The following is a 17,675-nucleotide window of genomic DNA, read 5'->3' on the forward strand; positions in this document are numbered from 1 at the left end:
AAAAACAGAAAAGAAGACGGAAACACACGCATGTACGTGATTATTATCATCTTGATAGTTGTATTGCTCATAGCGGCAATATTTATCAATGCCATTCAGCAACATCGTCAAAAACAAGAGGCTGAGAGGCGTGCAGAGCTAGCGAAACAACGCACTATTGTTGATGAAACAGAAATGGTTTTATCTGCAAGCTCAAACATGCCTATATCTTCTAGAATAGTGGGTATTCTTCATAACCGCGTGTTAAACGCATTAAAAATAATGAATGAACTCTCAAGCACTCACGAACTAAAGCAACGCATTTCTAGTACTGAAGAAGCCGCTAGAACAGCGTTGTCTGAAAATTCTCCCGCCCTTCACGAATTTTCTTTACCCGACAACGACAAAATCATTATTCAGTATATTCAGGCCGTTAAAAAACTACGGGTAATTTTGCGCGCAGAGCACAGCAAAGGCCAAATTGATTCAAAGGTTTTTCTGGATGAAGATAAAAGCTTAGAGCGGCTACAGCTTAAAGTAAACGTCGAGACATTGGTTAAACGCGGCCGTGCAGCATTGCAAACCAATATGCTTGGTTCTGCTCGTCAATATTTTGAAAAGGCAAAACACGCACTAGAGAATCAAAATCCACCAGACGAATATTCTACCTCTCGGTTAGCGTCGTTGAATGAATGGCTGTATGAAATTCAAAGTAACTTGAAGAGTGTAAATGAAAAAGACCGAGCAAAACGTCAAGAAGAGGAGCGAAATGAATTGGATGAATTGTTTGCACCGAAGAAGAAGTGGTAACCTTACATGTTACTGAATCTAGTCTAGTAAAACACTATGGTTACTATGCAAAGGAAATGCTCTTATAAGGTTATAGCGCTCTCACTATTCATAGGTAATTTTACCACACATTCGCTTGCCAGTAGTTTGGCATCTTCACACCAAAGTTGTAATGAAGTCGTTGTATCAGCTCACCCAGACTACGCTCCTTTCCATTGGGTTGATGACGGACGTTTTACAGGTGCGTCCATCGATATTACAGGCAGTATTTTAACGGGAATGGGTGTACCTTGGCGCGCCGAATATGTAGGCCCTTGGAAACGCGTTTTGCAAAAAGCCTATAGCGGTGAAGTAGACCTTATCCCCGCTCTCAAAAAAACCACAGAGCGAGAGCAGTTTCTAAATTATACAAACTCCCATTTTTACAATAACCCAATTGCTATCTACGGAAGAGCAACATCAGAGTTAAGGGATGTTAAAAACTTAGAAGACTTGAATGGTCGAGTTGGCGCTGTAAATGCGGGCGACAGCCATGGTGAGAAAGTTGACGCGTACCTCTCTGTCCAAAATGTTATGCAGGTAAAAGGGATTGCACAAATTTTCGAAATGCTAAAAATGGGCCGTATTGATTATTTTGTGATAGGAAAACAAACCGCTGAAAGCTACTTAAAAAATGAAGGGCTCAAAACTCACTTTGAAATTATCCTAGAAATTGACAACGCAGTAGTACACCACGCTTTTAGTAAACGTTCATCTTGTCTTTATCTAAAAGACGAATTTGATAAAAGGCTTGAGCAAATGGTTATCAGTGGTGAAGTAGAAAATGCTATTAACATCTATAAAGAAAGATGGTTTAACAGACGTCTATTAGTGGAATAGTAAACTTAATATCAGACCTGACTTGCATAATGTTCAACGGCAATATCCCACAATAACTGCGCAGATACCGATAGCCCTCGTCTAGCATTGCGAATAAGACCAATATTTTTAATCAGAGGTGCATTTTCAATCCGCTTCACTGAAAGGCCCAGGTTTTCCATTTGTATTTGACAAATAGAAGGCATTATGGAAATGCCTAATCCGTGTTGAATAAGCTTCCCAAGTGTTGATAGTTGGCCCGTTTCTGCAACAATTATAGGTTCACCAAACTCGGATAAAGCAGTCTGCGTCCACTGCCTTACCGCAGAGCCTCTATTCATCATAACAAGGGGTTGCGCAATACACTCTTGCCAACTCGGTTTTTCATTTAATAACAACGCTTGTTTGGCATTGGCAACAACAACAAATTGGTCGGCAAACAAACGCTGAAAAATAAGCCCATCTTTCCTTTCTGGTTCAAATGAAAAGCCCAGCTCGCAGCGCCCTGTAGTCACTTCATGGATAACATGTTCCATAACGATATCTACCACGCGAATATTCACATTAGGCGCCGCATCGTGGAATTTACTTAATATAGTAGGTAAATGTGATTCAGCAAATGATGGCATGGCGCATACTGTTAACTGCCCTTTCGCCATTGCGAATAAATTTTGCATATCAGAGAAAGTATTATCCCAATCACGCATCAAACGCAGTGCGTTTGGAAACAGCACCTCGCCTTCAGGGGTTAAACTTACGTTTCGCGTATTTCTTTCAAATAATCGGCCTCCGAGTTGCTGTTCCAATTTCTTAATAGCGGAAGACAGCGCTGGCTGTGTTAAATGCAAATTTACTGCAGCTTCGGCAAACGTTGATGACTTTGCCACTTCTAAAAACGCGCGTAATTGTCGGTATGATATATCCATAACTATTAATTAAAATAATTTATTAATACTAAGATAAATTCGATTTTACATAAACGCTCACAATGTTGATACTTATTATTAACAATTAATGCTGGAGAATATTGATGGCAGGTTTTAATAAAGTTGTGGCGTCATATGATGAGGCCATGGCAGGACTTGAAAGTGGTATGACGGTAATCGCAGGTGGCTTTGGCTTATGCGGTATTCCAGAAGGGCTTATTGCTCAAATCAAACGAATGGGTGTAAGCGGCCTAACTGTTGTGTCAAACAACTGTGGTGTTGATGGATTTGGCCTAGGCGTTTTGCTTGAAGATAAACAAATAGCAAAAATGATTTCTTCTTATGTGGGTGAAAATGCGCTTTTCGAAACACAACTTTTAAACGGCGAGTTAGAAGTCGAGCTAACACCACAAGGGACACTCGCCGAAAAGATGCGTGCTGGTGGTGCGGGTATTCCTGCATTCTACACAGCAACGGGTTATGGTACCCCTGTTGGCGAAGGCAAAGAAGTTAAAGAGTTTAATGGCAGACCACATATTTTAGAACACGCCATAACAGGTGATTTTGCCATCGTAAAAGCATGGAAAGCCGATACGTACGGCAACTGTGTTTATCGTCATACCGCACAGAACTTCAACCCTATGGCTGCTACCGCTGGTAAAATTACTGTGGTTGAAGCTGAAGAAATTGTTGAACCTGGCACATTATCACCCAGTGAAATTCACACCCCGGGTATATACGTTAATCGCGTAATTCAAGGTACTTTTGAAAAACGTATTGAACGTCGCGTAGTCACTAAGGAGTCAATCTAATGCTAACGAGAGAACAAATAGCAATGCGCGTCGCGCAAGAATTCAAAGATGGTGACTATGTTAATTTAGGGATAGGCATCCCTACCCTCGCCGCTAACTATGTACCTGAAGATATAAGTGTGATGCTGCAATCCGAAAACGGTTTACTTGGCATGGGTCGTTATCCTACTGAAGACGAAGTAGACGCAGACATGATTAATGCGGGTAAAGAGACGGTTACTGCAATCACAGGTGCCTCAATCTTCAGCAGTGCAGAAAGCTTTGCCATGATCCGAGGCGGTCATGTGGACTTTACAGTATTAGGGGCCTTCGAAGTCGATGTGTCGGGCAATATTGCGTCGTGGATGATCCCAGGTAAGCTTATCAAGGGAATGGGTGGCGCAATGGATTTGGTGGCAGGTGCTAAAAATATTATAGTTACCATGACCCATACCGATAAACACGGCAATTCTAAATTACTTCCAGAGTGTACGCTACCTCTTACTGGTGTTAACTGTATTACACGTATCATCACCGACCTAGCCGTTTTAAGTGTAGAGGATGGCGCATTCGTGCTACAAGAGCGTGCTCCAGGGGTAAGTATTGATGAGATTGTTGCAAAGACAGCAGGTAAACTAATTGTTCCTGACAATGTCGTAGAAATGAAGCTTTAGGCTTTTATCTAGGTTAAGCCTATTATTTAGAGGGCATATCATGCCCTCTTCTTTCTTTATGTCTATCATTAAGAGATAATGCGCGGATATTATTCTTTGAGAGGCATACCTTTGCTAGTTACCGATTTACCTGTTCACCATAAAATAATAGCTAAGCTTGAAAATAAGAACATTTCAACGCTTACCGAGATTCAAGAACGCACTATGTTACCTGCAATTCAAGGTAAAGATATTATTGCGTCATCTAAAACAGGATCAGGTAAAACTTTTGCTTTTCTCGTGCCAGCAATTAATCGTTTGATGTCTCAAAAAGCACTGAGCCGTCAAGATCCACGTGCGCTAATTCTTGCGCCAACACGCGAATTAGCAAAACAGGTATTTATTGAAGCTAAGTCTATGTGTGCGGGGTTAAATTTAACCTGCTCTCTTATTGTGGGCGGTGAAAATTACAATGATCAGGTCAAAGCTTTGCGACGAAATCCCCATATTATTGTTGGGACAGCCGGCCGTGTTGCTGATCACCTTCTAGACAAAAGTGTTTATTTAAATGGTTTAGAGTTGCTTATATTTGATGAAGCCGACCGCATGTTAGACCTTGGCTTTGCTGCGCAACTCAAAATGATTAATTCATACGCTGATCACAGAAAACGCCAAACCATGCTATTTTCTGCCACCTTAGACAATATTGAACTTAACCACATGACCTCACAGCTTACCAATAGTGCTGTTCGCGTTGCTGTGGGAGACTCAACCGCGCAACACGGTGACATTGAGCAACAATGCTTCTTTGCAGACAACGTCGACAACAAAGACAGTATCTTACGCTTTGAGCTAGCGAAGCGTGAGTACAATCAAGCAATCGTATTTACCGCTACCCGCGAAGACACCAACCGCATTGCTGATTGGTTAAATGAAGAAGGACTTGAAGCTATCGCTCTTCGCGGTGATTTACCGCAAAATCAGCGAGCTGCGATAATGAGTAGTTTCGCCCGTGGTCAACACAGTATTTTAGTAACGACTGATTTGGCTTCTCGCGGGTTAGATTTATCTAAAGTTGGTCTAGTCGTTAATTTCGATTTACCCAAAAATGCTGATGAATACATTCACCGCATTGGTCGTACAGGTCGTGCTGGACAAAAGGGTGAAGCCTTTTCGCTTATTGGACCGCGCGACTGGAAGAGTTTCGAAGCACTTAAGCTTCACCTTCAATACGCCTTAGAGTGTGGGGCCCATGATGAATTTAGCGCAACCTTCTCGGGTTTCGCGCCTAAAAAGAAAAAAGCAGTACGCGACAATACTAGTCAAAATAAATCTGCTAAAAAGAAAATGGCTAAACCTGCGGTGAAAAAACGGGTAAATACCATGATAGGCGAAGAGGTTGGCTTTGTGCCCATTAAGCGAAAACCACGAGTACAAGAAGCTGACGCCCATCAAGCTGATGAAAATGATGACGACGAGTAATTGGTGTGTAATTACTTTTTACGTTTACGCCTTGTACAAAACGACAAAAGCGAGCATCAGCTCGCTTTTGTTTATTTAATACCTACTATTTCGCACTTTTCTATAGAAAGAGCGTTTAGTATTCCCACCAGCACTCTTGCCACCACTCTAGAAACTCTTCAAAGTCGATGTAACCGTCATCGTTACTGTCGATAAGTTTGAACCCTTCTTGCACATGGCTCGCTTTCGTTTTAGGCGAAATAATAGTAAGAAGTTCAATAAACTCAGGCAAATCTATTTGACCATTTCCGTCGCGGTCAAAGAAGCTGAAATCTTTTTTGATTTCTTCAATTTTTGAATCTGAAAGTTGAGTACTCACTCGCTTTCCTTATGTTCCAACTACATTTGCCTTGAGTTTAACGTCCTTCTTTGCCAGTGTCTACGCTTGATTTTCTTTTGCTTTTAGTGCTCTTTGGCGTTGTGCTTCTGCTTTTTCATGGCGCTTTTGTTCCATGGTAAGACGCGCTTCTGTACCTACGTGTTCCTGTTGACGCGCTTTGGCCAATTGAACCTGCTTTTCACGCTCTCTAAAGCGCGAGATTTGTTCTTCAGTATGGGTGCCATAACAATGAGGGCAGCTTACACCTGGTTCGTATTTATCGCTTTGCTTATCTTCAGCGGTTATCGGCAGACGACACGCATAGCATTGCTCGTAGTGACTTTGTTCTAAATCATGATTAACCGCTACGCGGTTATCAAACACAAAGCAGTCACCTTCCCATAAAGACTCTTCTTTTGGCACGTCTTCAAGATACTGCAAAATACCACCTTCTAAGTGATACACCTCTTCAAAGCCCTGCTCTTTCAAGTACGCCGTTGATTTTTCACAGCGGATCCCGCCGGTACAAAACATAGCTACTTTTTTGTGTTTAGTAGGGTCTAGTTCTTTAGAGACGTATTCAGGAAATTCTCTGAACGTTTGTGTCTTCGGATCAATGGCATGTTTAAACGTACCAATTTCAATTTCATAACCGTTTCGTGTGTCAATTACCGTTACGTCTGGGTCACTTATCAACGCGTTCCAATCTTTTGGCTTAACGTATGTACCCACAGTTTTGCGAGGGTCTATTCCCTCTACACCCATAGTTACAATTTCTTTTTTCAATTTAACTTTGGTGCGATAAAACGGCTGCTCTGCGTGAAGCGATTCTTTATATGAAATGGGGTTTATGCGTACATCACTGTTAAGGTAGCTTAATAAGGCATCAATGCCTTCTCGCGTACCCGACACGGTACCGTTGATACCTTCGTGAGCCAAAAGTAACGTACCTTTAATGCCGTTTGCTTCCATTGCTTCAAGTAGCGGTTGGCGCATTTCTTTGAAATTTTCAAGCGCGACGAACTTATACATCGCACATACAATATATTTAGACATAGTTTTTAACCTTTGCTGATTGGAACGTAAGACCAGTGCAAAAATGCGGCGCGCAATATAGCAAAATCAAGCCTTTAAATCTAGCAAGTTTAAGGATTACGGCTTTTCGTAAGCTTAGCTTTTGGTATTTAACAGTTTTTGACGGGAAGGAATACCCAAAAATACATAGCGAACAGATAAATCAAAAGTGATCAATCAGGCAAAAATGGATTCAGTGGCCTGCTGCTTGGAAGCATTTGCGCTTGAATACGGGGTGTCAGAATTAGAAATAATGTCATATAACAGCGTATTATCTTCTTGTATTACATTGTTATAAAGGTTCTTGATTCGCTTTTGCGCGCCTAACGTACAGTTGTTTATCACATCATCTGGTAGCCGGTTTTTATCGTCAGTTTGAGCTAACGGTTGGGGGTACATAGCTTGATACAAACGCGCAGTGTCTATATCGCTACTCATCAATTGCGACAGCACATACATTGCGTTCCAGTCGCTCTCTGAGGCCTGTAGTCTCGGCCTGCGATAATGGTTTAAGCTGTCTAACTCTGACTGTTGCGTCTTTTCATGTTTAGGGCTTTCTATGCGGAAAGGGTCTGCAAGCCCATGCTCAAACATCGCCATATATAATGAAAACAAAGCGCCTTTCGTTGACGCATTCGCAAGAATACCGCTTGACTCCCATGTGATACTGGGGTCTATTGGACGCACTGTGTCTTGGTTATCCACCATTGGCTCAATTTATACTCGAAAAGGAAGTTTCAATTTCATACTTTTGTTTTCGGCAAGATAATGTTTTTCTTGAGCTTATTATTGCTCTAACAGGCATTATCGATAATGATATGCGTTAAGCTTTGCCCGCTCATGGACTAGACATGCAATTCAGTAATAAACAAGTGCTAATAGTAGAAGACCAACGTCCCTTCTTACTACTGTTGAAAGGACTACTGCATTCTATGGGTGTTAATGACATAGTGACTAAATCCTCTGCAGAACAGGCTGTGTCATTATGTAGAAAGCACAAATTTGATATCGTTGTATGTGACCTACATCTAGGTGCCAACAACAAAAACGGTTATGAACTTGTTGAAGAGCTGCGCACACGTAAATTAATTGCCCCCACCACAGTCTTTATCTTAATAAGCGCAGACAGCGCTCGCCCGATTGTATTAGGGTCTATCGACAGACGGCCCGATGATTTTTTGGTTAAACCGTTTTCTCAAATACAATTAAAGTCTCGAATAGTCAGAGCATGGCAAAAGCGGCAATTCATGCAAGAAGCAAACAAACTGCTCGAGCAAAACGATGTAAATGGTGCTATTGATAAAATTGAAGAGTTGTTGGGTTCTCCTTCACATTACAAAGGACAATGTGAACAGTTATTGGTCGAACTCTATTGGCGCGACAACCAACCTGAAAAAGCACTCGATGTACTTAGCGAATACATTAATGGTAAACCTGTGTTATGGGCACAGATCGCACTTGGTAAAACTTACCTTCAATTAAAAGAGTATGAAAAAGCAATTTCTGTGGCGAAGCGCACACTTAAAAAGAATAGATTTAGTGCTGATGCCCACGATATTATCGCGCAAGCCACTCAAGCCCAAGGGCAAGGTGAAACAGCCCTAGAAGCCATCAAGGAAGCTATCAAACTTTCGCCGTTTTCACTGCCGCGCCATTTTAATGCCTGTGATATTGCGCGTGCAAACCAAGACTTGGTTTTAGCCGCCAATTCAAGTCAAGCAATCTGGGACCTATCAAAGCGCTCAGTGAATCAAAGTAGTTTGCATTGGTGTGGCATTATACGCGCCATGTTAGATGTTGCAGAATTTTCTGAAGACAAACGACAACGCAATAAATACCAACAGGAGGCGTTGCTTACATTGCAACGAGGTAAATTTGATGACCATCTTTACCGAATCGACAGAGACTTCGATGTCGATATCTTCGGCAAAATAGTCAACGCTCGGGTCAGTGCTATTGATGGAAAAATGATTGACGCCAAAAGACACTTGGTTGATTCGCAAATGGCTCTTGACGACAAATACCCAGAGCTCCCAACCGCATTTATTCCTGACAGTATCAATGTAATGTACAAATTAGGCGAATTTGATGATGCATTGGCACTAACTAAGGTACTCGACGAACGAAAAAATGAGCTAGACCCCAATAGTATTTCAATGCTAACAACCCAAGCCAGCAAAGCCCAGCAAAGCCTTGCGAGCTACCAACAATTTAACCGTGAAGGCATTCAACACTATCAACAAGAAGACTATAATCGTGCAAAAACCTCATTTACACTTGCCCAAGGCTTTGCGCCAGTTAACACTGGCGTGGCATTAAACTTACTTCAGTGCATTTTACAGATTGCAAAAATTGAAGAAAAAGTAGATATCAAGCTAATTAACGAATGCAAACGCTTGTTCAAGCAATTAGACGAAATGCACCTTAAAGCCCCCTACCAAGAAAAATACACAAACCTGCGAGATGAATTGGCTAAGTATGTCGGTTTTTAGTTCCTTTGAGTCCTTTATGTTTTGCTTTTCGTTACCAAGTCGATGATACGCTCAACAGGCAAGCGCTCAGTAATTCTCACTTTGTTTCCAGCGTATTCGTTAAAAACCTTATCATGTGATTGTCTTGATAAACTGTCGGTGCGTTTGTCGTAATTATCTATCCATTCAATCAGCATTGCTAAATTCTCATCTTGTGCAGCTTTGCTCTTATACTTATGGGGCTCCCAAGGTCTATTTTTCGCATTTTCAATGCAATCTTTTGCAGACAAGTCCATAAACACGAGTGTTATTTCAGTATCACTTCTTGATGACGATATTTCACAGAATAGAGCACTAACTAAATCACTGTAGCACCCTTCTATAACCCAGTTATCTGAGTTAGCGGTAGTAAAAGACATTATTTCAATTAGCGAGTCACTAACCGGTTTGCGCGAAGGAGGAACGGTATTGTTCCACGCCAACGTATCTAAATCTAAGTACGGAAGTGCATACCTTGAAACCAAGGCTTTTGCCAACGTCGATTTTCCCGACCCAGAATTTCCAATAATAACGATTTTCATAATTTCGCCTTAAGCAATAGCGTGTTGACCTTTGCAGTAAGTTTTTGCATCAAAGTGTGCCCCAAAGGTCAACACGCTCTGGGTAGAAACCAAACCACACTTATTGTTGAAAACGACTGACTGTTTCAATTAATTCATCAATATGTTTTATCAACGTGTTCTTCTGCTTTTCCGTTAACACGGATATGATTTCAGAAAGCATGGTAGCCATGACTTGGGAGTTATGCGTTGAAGCCTGTTGGTATGCTTCACTGCGATACGCTTCTGGATGCTGCATTAAATATATAAGTTCGTCGGCAAAGCTAGTGTTGGTCGCTCTGGTTACAAAAAGTCTGCGTGCAGCATTTTGAATATCTCTTCTATACTTTAGCCAATCGCCACTGGTAGAAACATATTGTGTTGCATAAGTGGACACGATTTGCTTTTGATCTTTTGTTAAGTCCCCGATCCGCTCTTCTACCATCTCTTCGATACGCTCTATTCTTTTTGCTAAACGCGCTTGTTCAGTTTTCTTTAGCTCCTCTTCGCGCTCTTTCTCTTCTTCTTTGTTGTCTTTTTCCAATGCGGCGAAAAGTGTGACAACTTGTTCATCACTCAGTTCTTTTGCCATAACGGCGAGTTCGGGGCTGACTTCATCACGCACGCGCTCCCAATGAGACTTCGCCGATTGAAGGTGCTGTAATATGGTTTCGTAATTGAGCTTATCTTCGGTAACCTCTTTTTTTACCCGTTCAAGATGTGCTTTGTAACGATTAAGCTCCGAACGCTTGTGCCAACTTAACCAGTTATTAAGGTAATCATCAAATTGCTCTTCTTGTCTATCGTTCAATTCAATATAGTCATCTAAATACCAATACACCCACCAATCTAAATTGTTGTAAGCAAATTTAGAACTGCATGATGACAATGACAATAAAAGTAAAACTGCAACAACTATGCGCATATCGATTCCCTTAAGGCTTAGTTCATATATCTAGCGCTAAACGCGTTAATCTGATCAACTTAGTGCTTTACCTTCAATTGTCTATGTTCTACTTTAAGTCCGAGCAGACTGAATGAAAATTGACGTAAGTCGTATCAAAATAACAATAAAACACGCTCTATTACTATTTGTGACAAGTTAGAGCAAAACAGTGTGACTACATTAAAGTTAAACGGTTCGATATTTAGAAGGATAATATTGTGTCAAAACGTGTCGCAATTCTTACCTCTGGTGGTGATGCGCCAGGCATGAATGCATGTATTCGCGCGGTGGCTATTGCCTGTAAGGGCGCAGGACATGAACTTGTGGGTTATAAGCACGGATATAATGGTCTGTTAGAACAAGAGTTTATCTCTTTATCACTAGACTCAACACATAACTTGATACAACAAGGAGGTACTGTTTTACACAGTGCCAGATGCAAAGCTTTTGCCAGCATCGAGGGCGCAAATTGCGCTGCAACAAATTTGCGTAAAGCGCGAATAGACACACTAATAGTTATCGGTGGCGACGGTTCATTTCGCGGGGCCTCTCATTTAAGCCAGTTCTGGGATGGGCAAATCATTGGCATACCCGGCACTATCGACAATGATATTTATGGCACCGATGCCACCATTGGCTATTACACCGCTATTGATACCGCAATGAGTTCAATAGATAAAGTGCGCGACACTGCAGATGCATTCGAGCGTATATTTCTTGTAGAAGTAATGGGCCGCCACGCCGGCTTCTTGGCACTTAATGCTGCACTATCTTCAGCTTCAGATTACGTGATAGTGCCAGAGTTTTTTGTCTCTGAAAAACACGATATTGAATTAATTATTAAGCAAATTAAAGCGCAACGGGCATTTAAAGGCACCGTCAGTTTTATTATTGTTGTTGCTGAAAACGTATGGCCAAATGGACTAGCTGGGTTAACCGAAGCACTTAATCAACATGGTATTGATGATGTTAGGCCCGTTACCTTAGGCCATGTTCAACGCGGAGGGTCTCCAGTTAGCCAAGACAGGCTGTTAGCAACTACGTTAGGCGAATATGCAGTAGGCTTGGTTGGTAGTACTCATACCAACATCATGGTTGGCGAAGTTAACCAACGCCCCGTAATGGTGCCACTTGAAGAGACATGGAGTAAAACCAAAGCGCTCAATGAAGCCAGGGTAAGCACCATGAAAACGTTAATGAATGAACGTTATAGTTGATGCTTCGGCTAAACATTTGTCTTATAAGTCAGACAGCGAATGGGTTACAAGAACGACCTACAGATAGCTTTAGGCAAGTTATGGACAACCAGGAGATTTAACTAAAGCAAACCTATCAAGAATGCGCCTTTCGGCGCTTTCTTACATTTTCATTGCTGCTTTTACTTTGTCTCTGTGACTTCGGCTTACTTTTAACTCAGTTTCATTTTGTAAAATAAGATGGTATTCACCACTTATATGGCTCACCAGCTTTTTCACAAAACGAATATTCACAATGGCTGAGCGGTGTACGCGCACAAAAAACTGAGGGTTGAGCTCTTGCTCTAGCTCTTTCATTGTTTTACGCATAATGTGCATACCGTCTAATGCATGAACACACATATAGTCACCCGCTGCGTCAATCCACTGGATATCCTGCACATTTACCCTCGTTACTTCAGAGCCATCTTTAATGGCAAGAACGTCGGGATAAGGGTTAGTTTCAACTGGCTCACCGTTTGCCAGCTTCCTTAGAATTTCTTCACAGTCATCACCAGTGAGTTCTGCAACTAAACTCACTAATTTCTGCGACTGCGCATCTTGGTGTTGGGTAGTAAAGTATTCACGTACTTTATTCAATGCTGCACCAAGACGCTCGTCATCAGCTGGTTTTAACAAATAATCTAAGGCGTGAATATCAAACGCTTTAATCGCGTAGCTGTCATAAGCCGTTACAAACACAATCATTGGAATGGGTTGCTTTAGCTCTCTTAGTTTATGAATAACTTGAAAACCATTAAGGCCAGGCATCTGAATATCTAGAAAAACGAGGTCAGGTCTATGCTGCGAAATACTACTTACCGCTTCAAGTCCATTCTGGCATTCAGCAATAACGTTCACATCGTCATGGCGTTCCAGCCTTGCTCGCAAACCTCTGCGCGCTAACGGCTCGTCGTCCACTACAATGGTTTTAATTACTTGCTTTGTCATGTCATACGTCCTTTACTTCATAAGGAATGCGAATTCTTACTCGGACTCCAGAAGGCTGATTGTGTTCAATAGAGAATGCAAAATTACGTTGATAGAGTGACTGTAAACGCTCTTTAATATTAGCCAGTCCTACACCATTTTCACGGCTTAATTGTCCATCTTTGATATCTGCACCCGGGCCGTTGTCGGCGACATCCATAAGAAGATCGTTACCAAACGTGCGAGCCGTAATAGAAATTCGACCACCATTTTCCATTTTAGATATGGCGTGCTTTATGGCATTTTCAATAATGGGCTGTAAGATCATACTAGGCACCAATGCACAATCACATTCTTCGTCTATGTCCCACACTACTTCTAAGCGGTCATCAAAACGCACCTTTTCTATTTCAAGGTAAAGCCTGAGCGCTTTAATTTCTTGCCCCAACGGCACGCGCTTTATTGGATCGTTATCTAAAGAATAACGCAAAAAGTCACTTAAACGCGAAACCATCGCTTCAGCAGTGTCGTTTTCTTTCAATAACACCAGGGTTGAAATAGCGTTTAAAGTATTAAACAAAAAGTGGGGGTTTAGCTGATAGCGAAGCATTTTAATATGCGCTTGATGGGCCATTGTGCTTGCCTTTAGCGCATTTTGCTTTTCTTTTTGCAGCATTTGGAAGTTCTTAATACCAAAGTACACGCCGCTCCAACACCCCACCATGATGAGTGAGTTAATCGTATTGGTAAAATACATATACCATTCATCTGGGCGATAGCCGTGCTTGTAGATTTCCCAATAGTTGATGTTTTTAACAACGGCCCATAGCAACGCAATGAGATAACAAGACACCACAACAATAATGAGCATATTTAGCGGTGTTTGTTTTCGCGCCCAACGATAGATGTACCTAAGAGGAATGGTTAATAGCCAGCCTGCATAAGCATTAAGTAGAATGATGAACACCCATATAGGCCTTACATCATGGAGAAAAGAACCAATGTAATAAATAATTGCGAACCCTGCCCAACCTGCGCTGTGCAAAGTCCAAAATAAGCGTTCATTACTTTCTATAACACGCTGAAAGCGACTCACAATAATACCAACGTTACTATCAATACCTTGATTATACGCAAGCAGACTGCCTACCCAACAAACTTGGTCGTGTTACGCAGGCGTCTGGTCGCAGTTTACATCTGTTTTACCTAAGCCGATTAGTAACTGATATTTAGACGCTTCAACCAGTGAACCCACCACCAAGCGGGACCTACAAGCAAAAAGCGCAAATCATCAAAAAACGGAAGGCTTCTTGCCTTCAATTTTATGACCGATAAACTGTAATACCCACATAAAGATGAATAAAGCCAGACAGAATTGCCACACTGGAATTCCGGCTAATACCAGTAAATTAACCAATCCGAAACAAGCTATAGTCAACAATGTCATTGCCGCGCCTATTGGACCAGAGAGTGAAAAATAGTAATAAAGAACCGGAATACTAATAATATGTGCCCAGGTCACAGAAAACATAGCCACAAATTCAGGAACAGGTATGCTCCATATTAAACCAAGCGTAACAAAATAAATGCTTGGTACAGCAATAGCATGAATAAGTACATTGGTTTTATTTTGATGGCTTTCGCCATATTGCTGTAAAAGCCTCTCGATACTTCTCATTAACTTCCCCTTCTGCCAGTATTTTTATTATAGGGTGTTTAACATTGCTGATAGCGCAACGCATTACATTACGCTAACAAAGTATGGCGTGATAACAACGTTTTAACGAGTTTATCGTCGCAATCGAACGCTAAACCATAATAAACAATGTCTTTCTCTAGTTTATGGTTTTTCACTTTCGCTTTTAACGAAATATCTTTACCGTCTAAGTTGTACACTAAGTGTACTTCTGAGTCATCTATCATGACTTCCCAATTGGGTTTTAACTGCAAGGCAACTCTGCACCCTTTCGATGATATATCGAGGATGATCCCAGACACGGTTTCATCTTCCGGATAAACTGAAGCTCTAAGGTTTACAGCGATACCAAGTTGCGCACGCTTGGCAGCGCGTAAGCCAATACTTTCAATACGCTTGGGAAAGCTTGTTACCAATAAGCCAGAAGGTTTGGAGATTAACTTAAGTACCTTGACTCTGAAAGCGATAACCTGCCCGGCACTTCCCTCTAACACAGAGCGAACAACAATATCGTTGCCAACAGTGAGTGCATCGCGAATGGTGATCCATTTAGCAGATGTGGGAATGTGAAAAAGTAAGCATTCGTCTACCAACATACCTACATATTCGGTTTTAACGCGTTTAGGCGCTGCGGGCATTGAGATTTGCAAGTCGACAATGTCACCGGGGTCCAATGTCCTCAGTGACATCAAACTATCCGCGCTGATCAGTTTACTATTGAGGTTCTCTGGCATTTCTTCTTATTAATGCTGCATTCATCTTCTTAATATCAATGTAACTTGTTTTCTTTCAGCTGACAAAAACAAACGCGATAAAAACGCATGTAATTTGTTGTTGATCATTGTTTTACATGTTTTAAAACAAATAACATCCCCTGTGTATTTAAGGTTGAAGTTGAAAGCCCGTAAGAAGGATTAAGCATTGGGCTAAGTTTGATACATTGATATAGTATAAACACCAATGACATTCTAGTAGGTTTATCATGTCTCAACAGATTCTTCACTACGCCCTATCGTTATCAAATTGGCGTGCACACGAATTTACCGTCTCTATCTCAATTCCATCACATCACACTGATACACTAACCCTTGCATTACCTAGTTGGATCCCTGGTAGCTATATGGTGAGGGACTTTGCTAAAAACATAATCACCCTTAGTGCAAAGTGCGAGATTTCAAACTCTCTCTTAGCGGCTGAAAAGCGAGACAAACAAACATGGGTGGTAGATTCAAAAGGCAAAGCCTGTGTAATTGAGTATGTGGTTTATGCAAATGACTTATCTATCCGCTCGGCGTTTATCAATGATCAATATGGGTTTATTAACGGTACGAGTGCGTTTTTACAGGTATCAGAATTAGAAAATGCTGCATGTCATCTAGATGTAAACCTTCCAGACGCGGACGAGCACGTAGCCAATTGGCAAACCTACACGTCAATGCCCGTTAGAGACATCACAGACACACAAAAATCGTGGCACTTTCACTGCGCGGATTACAGCGAGTTTATTGACCACCCTATCTACATTGGTATTGCAGACACCTATCAATTTGACGTTGACAATGTCACTTTTACTTTGTTGTTCTCAGGTAACAATAATATCGACTATGCACGTATTGCCCGTGACTTAACACCTATTTGTCAGCATCACCTAAACCTATTTGGTAAACCCTACCCTGTAGAGAATTATTTGTTTATGACACTGCTTGCCGATAATGGATTTGGCGGGCTTGAGCACAATTATTCGACCGCGTTACTTTACCCTCGTTTCGATTTACCTATGGTTGGGGAAAGCGACAAAAAGACCGACAGTTACATTACGTTCTTGAGTTTGTGCAGCCATGAATTTTTCCATACCTGGCATGTAAAAAGAATAAAGCCTTCAGTGATGGTAATGCCTAATTTGGCGTCTGAGACCTATACTAATCAATTATGGATTTACGAAGGTTTTACAAGCTTTTATGACGATCTCACTTTGGCTCGCAAGGGTGTGATAGAGCCTCATAAATATTTAGATATTCTTGCGCAGAACATCAGCCGATTACTTCAAAACAACGGTCGCAAAAAGCAAAGTGTGGCCCAAAGTAGTTTTGATGCGTGGACAAAATTTTACAAACAAGACGCCAGTGCAACTAATAACATAGTAAGTTACTACACCAAAGGCGGCATTATTGCGTTTGGTCTAGACCTACTATTGCGAAAAGAAAGCGATAATACTGTGAGTTTAGACTCATTGATGCAGTTGTTATGGGAACACTATGGAAAACAAGTAGTTGGTACGCCTGACAGCGTAATTCAAACCCTTTGTCTCGAGCATTTCAATATTGATGTAATGCCTTACTTAAACCGCGTTGTTTACGGGACAGAAGACGTAGCGCTTTCAGAACTTGTCGGTCTTATTGGGCTAAGTTACCACACGCGAGCAAGTACCTCTTTTGAAGACAAAGGGGGCGCTGTATCCTCTAGCGCTATTAAACATCAATTTGGTGCCACGTTAAAACCCGCGTCACTAGGGCTAACCGTCGTTCAAGTTTTTGAGGGGCTCGCTGCTATGCAGTCGGGTATTTTATTAAATGACATTGTTATTGCCCTTGATGGCCACGTTGTTAATCTAGCGAAGCTTCAACGACTACTTGATAGCGCACAACGCAAAACTGTAGAAATTACCTTGATACGCGATGGTCGCTTGCTATGTGTTGATTTGCCGATAATTCCTGCAAGACAAGATATGGCGTATTTTAAGGTTGTTGATAGCGAGAAACTAAATGCGTGGTTAACAAAGTAAAAAGTAATAAAAAGAAGTACTATGAGGTCTTTATTCAATTCAAAGACCTCATGGAGCCAAGGCTTCTAGTTAACTTAAACTCAATTACTTCTAATGCAGTTACTTC

17 protein-coding genes and 1 pseudogene are annotated in these 17,675 nt (G+C 41.4%); 8 read left to right on the forward strand and 10 right to left on the reverse strand.

Annotated features, from left to right (window positions below):
• The first annotated feature begins 30 nt into the window (after positions 1-30).
• Entirely contained in the window at positions 31-789 is a 759-nt protein-coding gene (locus EYR97_RS07400; protein ID WP_131093211.1) for a hypothetical protein, read from the forward strand.
• A 36-nt stretch (positions 790-825) separates the two neighbouring features.
• The gene (locus EYR97_RS07405; protein WP_131093212.1) at positions 826-1,647 is read left to right on the forward strand and encodes an ABC transporter substrate-binding protein; all 822 of its coding nucleotides are present in this window, start codon (positions 826-828) and stop codon (positions 1,645-1,647) included.
• Between the two features lie 11 nt (positions 1,648-1,658).
• Here EYR97_RS07405 and EYR97_RS07410 read toward each other — a convergent pair whose 3' ends face one another.
• Positions 1,659-2,552, reverse strand: coding sequence for a LysR family transcriptional regulator (locus EYR97_RS07410; protein ID WP_131093213.1), 894 nt, complete (start codon positions 2,550-2,552; stop codon positions 1,659-1,661).
• A gap of 104 nt (positions 2,553-2,656) precedes the next feature.
• On the opposite strand from EYR97_RS07410, the gene EYR97_RS07415 reads away from it, so the two are divergent.
• From EYR97_RS07415 to EYR97_RS07425, 3 genes are all read left to right on the forward strand, one after another.
• Positions 2,657-3,364: a CoA transferase subunit A gene (locus tag EYR97_RS07415; RefSeq protein WP_131093214.1), complete on the forward strand. Its 708-nt coding sequence runs from the start codon at positions 2,657-2,659 to the stop codon at positions 3,362-3,364.
• On the forward strand, positions 3,364-4,017 hold the full coding sequence (locus tag EYR97_RS07420) for a CoA transferase subunit B (RefSeq protein WP_131093215.1): 654 nt from the start codon (positions 3,364-3,366) through the stop codon (positions 4,015-4,017). The genes EYR97_RS07415 and EYR97_RS07420 overlap by 1 nt, the downstream gene beginning before the upstream one ends.
• A gap of 111 nt (positions 4,018-4,128) precedes the next feature.
• Complete coding sequence (locus tag EYR97_RS07425; RefSeq protein ID WP_131093216.1) at positions 4,129-5,478, forward strand: DEAD/DEAH box helicase; 1,350 nt, start codon at positions 4,129-4,131, stop codon at positions 5,476-5,478.
• Between the two features lie 115 nt (positions 5,479-5,593).
• On the opposite strand, the gene EYR97_RS07430 is transcribed toward EYR97_RS07425, so the two are convergent.
• From EYR97_RS07430 to EYR97_RS07440, 3 genes are all read right to left on the reverse strand, one after another.
• Entirely contained in the window at positions 5,594-5,836 is a 243-nt protein-coding gene (locus EYR97_RS07430; protein ID WP_131093217.1) for an EF-hand domain-containing protein, read from the reverse strand.
• A 60-nt stretch (positions 5,837-5,896) separates the two neighbouring features.
• Positions 5,897-6,892 (reverse strand): rhodanese-related sulfurtransferase, encoded by a 996-nt coding sequence (locus tag EYR97_RS07435; protein ID WP_131093218.1) that lies wholly within the window; start codon positions 6,890-6,892, stop codon positions 5,897-5,899.
• Positions 6,893-7,087: 195 nt separating this feature from the next.
• Entirely contained in the window at positions 7,088-7,618 is a 531-nt protein-coding gene (locus EYR97_RS07440; RefSeq protein ID WP_131093219.1) for a VC2046/SO_2500 family protein, read from the reverse strand.
• A 143-nt stretch (positions 7,619-7,761) separates the two neighbouring features.
• Between EYR97_RS07440 and EYR97_RS07445 the strand changes: the two genes are divergently transcribed.
• Positions 7,762-9,402, forward strand: coding sequence for a response regulator (locus EYR97_RS07445; protein WP_131093220.1), 1,641 nt, complete (start codon positions 7,762-7,764; stop codon positions 9,400-9,402).
• A 14-nt stretch (positions 9,403-9,416) separates the two neighbouring features.
• Here the strand turns inward: EYR97_RS07445 and EYR97_RS07450 are convergent, their stop codons facing one another.
• Complete coding sequence (locus EYR97_RS07450; protein ID WP_131093221.1) at positions 9,417-9,962, reverse strand: AAA family ATPase; 546 nt, start codon at positions 9,960-9,962, stop codon at positions 9,417-9,419.
• A 100-nt stretch (positions 9,963-10,062) separates the two neighbouring features.
• Complete coding sequence (locus EYR97_RS07455; RefSeq protein ID WP_131093222.1) at positions 10,063-10,905, reverse strand: DUF6279 family lipoprotein; 843 nt, start codon at positions 10,903-10,905, stop codon at positions 10,063-10,065.
• A gap of 239 nt (positions 10,906-11,144) precedes the next feature.
• Between EYR97_RS07455 and EYR97_RS07460 the strand changes: the two genes are divergently transcribed.
• Positions 11,145-12,143, forward strand: coding sequence for an ATP-dependent 6-phosphofructokinase (locus EYR97_RS07460; RefSeq protein WP_131093223.1), 999 nt, complete (start codon positions 11,145-11,147; stop codon positions 12,141-12,143).
• A 141-nt stretch (positions 12,144-12,284) separates the two neighbouring features.
• Here the strand turns inward: EYR97_RS07460 and EYR97_RS07465 are convergent, their stop codons facing one another.
• The 4 genes and pseudogenes from EYR97_RS07465 to EYR97_RS07480 form a co-directional block, all read right to left on the reverse strand.
• Positions 12,285-13,112: a LytTR family DNA-binding domain-containing protein gene (locus tag EYR97_RS07465; protein ID WP_131093224.1), complete on the reverse strand. Its 828-nt coding sequence runs from the start codon at positions 13,110-13,112 to the stop codon at positions 12,285-12,287.
• 1 nt (position 13,113) lies between these two features.
• Entirely contained in the window at positions 13,114-14,187 is a 1,074-nt protein-coding gene (locus EYR97_RS07470) for a sensor histidine kinase (protein WP_131093225.1), read from the reverse strand.
• 119 nt (positions 14,188-14,306) lie between these two features.
• Positions 14,307-14,769, reverse strand: a pseudogene (locus EYR97_RS07475) (DUF962 domain-containing protein).
• 68 nt (positions 14,770-14,837) lie between these two features.
• Positions 14,838-15,521, reverse strand: a complete 684-nt coding sequence (locus tag EYR97_RS07480; protein WP_131093226.1) for a PilZ domain-containing protein — start codon at positions 15,519-15,521, stop codon at positions 14,838-14,840.
• A 248-nt stretch (positions 15,522-15,769) separates the two neighbouring features.
• On the opposite strand from EYR97_RS07480, the gene EYR97_RS07485 reads away from it, so the two are divergent.
• Positions 15,770-17,569, forward strand: a complete 1,800-nt coding sequence (locus EYR97_RS07485; RefSeq protein WP_131093227.1) for a M61 family metallopeptidase — start codon at positions 15,770-15,772, stop codon at positions 17,567-17,569.
• Positions 17,570-17,675 lie beyond the last annotated feature (106 nt).

The sequence above is a fragment of the Alteromonas sp. KUL42 genome (assembly GCF_006538325.1).
Classification (GTDB): domain Bacteria; phylum Pseudomonadota; class Gammaproteobacteria; order Enterobacterales; family Alteromonadaceae; genus Alteromonas.